The following is a 1,672-nucleotide window of genomic DNA, read 5'->3' on the forward strand; positions in this document are numbered from 1 at the left end:
AACACCCACTCCGCATCCGACATCAGATCCCGCGCCATCGCATCACTCCGCCCGATCACAGTCGGGCACCGTGAATCACGCCAAGCCAGTCAGGGGAAGGGTTTTGTCAACACCGCCTAGTCAGTTCCTGGCCGCGGCCTTGTCGCATCCGCGCACTCAGGCACAATTCACTAAGCTCAATCGTAATGGCGTCAAGGCTGGCCTAAACTTCGATGACATTAGATCGGTGCAGGTCCCGCTGCCTCCACGCGAAATGCAAATTGAATTTGCCCGGCGATTGGAGAAAACTCGCGTACACCACTCGATTATGCAGGAAATCTACTGCGAAATTGACATCCTATTCGCCTCCCTCCAATCCCGCGCCTTCGCCGGAGCCCTCTGACCCCGGGACAGCATCATGACCGCCAGCAACTTCGCCCATCTCGAACCCGACTTCCCGGCCGTCCATGCCGCTGCAACCTCGGCCGAGCGGCTGGCGATGTCGGAGCCAGAGGCGGCGGCGATCCTGGCGGGCAAGGCGGTGGAGCTGGCGCTCGGCTGGGCCTTCGCCCATGACGCGGGCCTGACGCCCCCCGCCCAGCCCGGCGCGAGCCGGATGATCAACGACCCCGACCTGCGCATGATCATGGGGACCAAGGTCCACGCCAAGGCGCGGTTCGTGAACCTCGTCCGCAACAAGGCGGCCCATGAGGGGGCGGTCCTGAAGGCTCAGGGCGCGCGGCAGGCGGTGGAGGAGCTGCATCATGTCATGCACTGGTTCGGCCGCACCTATGGCAAGCGCCAGAAGCCGCCCGAGCCCAACGACTTCAACCCCGCTCCGCTGGCCGTCCGCGCGGACCTGATCCGCGAAGCGCGCCGGAAGATCGAGACGACCGACCGCGCGCTGGAGAAGCGCACCGAAGAGCTCGAGGAGTTGCGTGCACGGTACGCCAGTCTCGACGAGGAGCTGAAGGCCAAGCGCGCCGAGGTCGCCAAGGCGCGCGCCGAGCAGACCGCTGATCCGCACGACTACAACGAGGCGGAAACGCGAACGCGCTTCATCGACCTGCTGCTCGCCGAGGCGGGCTGGACGGACCTGAAGGACGGCCGCGATCTGGAGTATCGCGTCGAGCCGATGCCGAACGAACGGGGCTATTGCTTCGCCGACGACGTCCTCTGGGGCGCGGATGGTCTGCCCCTCGCCGTGGTCGAAGCCAAGCGCACCTGCCGGGACCCCGCCGACGGCAAACGGCAGGCGGAGCTCTATGCCGACGCGCTGGAGGCGATGCACGGCCGCCGGCCGGTGATCTTCTACACCAACGGCTACGAGCATTGGATCTGGGACGACGCCCGCAAGATCCCGCCCCGTCGCCTGGGGGGCTTCAAGACAGCGACGGAGCTGGGCGAGATGATCGCCCGGCGGGACGATGCGAAGCCGCTTGCCACCCAGACGCCCAAGGCGGCCATCGCCGGCCGCCCCTACCAGGCCCGGGCCCTCGCGCGCATCGCCGAGCATTTCGACGGCGGCTCCCGCAAGGCGCTGCTGGTGATGGCGACCGGGACAGGCAAGATCCGCACCGTGGTCGCGCTGGTCGACATGATGGTCCGCGCCGGCCTCGTGAAGCGGGCGCTGTTCCTCGCGGACAGGATCAGCCTCGTCCGACAGGCGCGCACCGCCTTCGCCACGCATCTG

1 protein-coding gene is annotated in these 1,672 nt (G+C 67.0%); it reads left to right on the forward strand.

Features of this window, described 5'->3' with window-relative positions:
* Nucleotides 1–397 precede the first annotated feature (397 nt).
* A partial coding sequence (locus tag DR046_RS22860; protein WP_167767270.1) for a cell division protein ZapB occupies nucleotides 398–1,672 on the forward strand: 1,275 nt, incomplete at its 3' end.

This window comes from Jannaschia formosa (assembly GCF_003340555.1).
GTDB lineage: Bacteria > Pseudomonadota > Alphaproteobacteria > Rhodobacterales > Rhodobacteraceae > Jannaschia > Jannaschia formosa.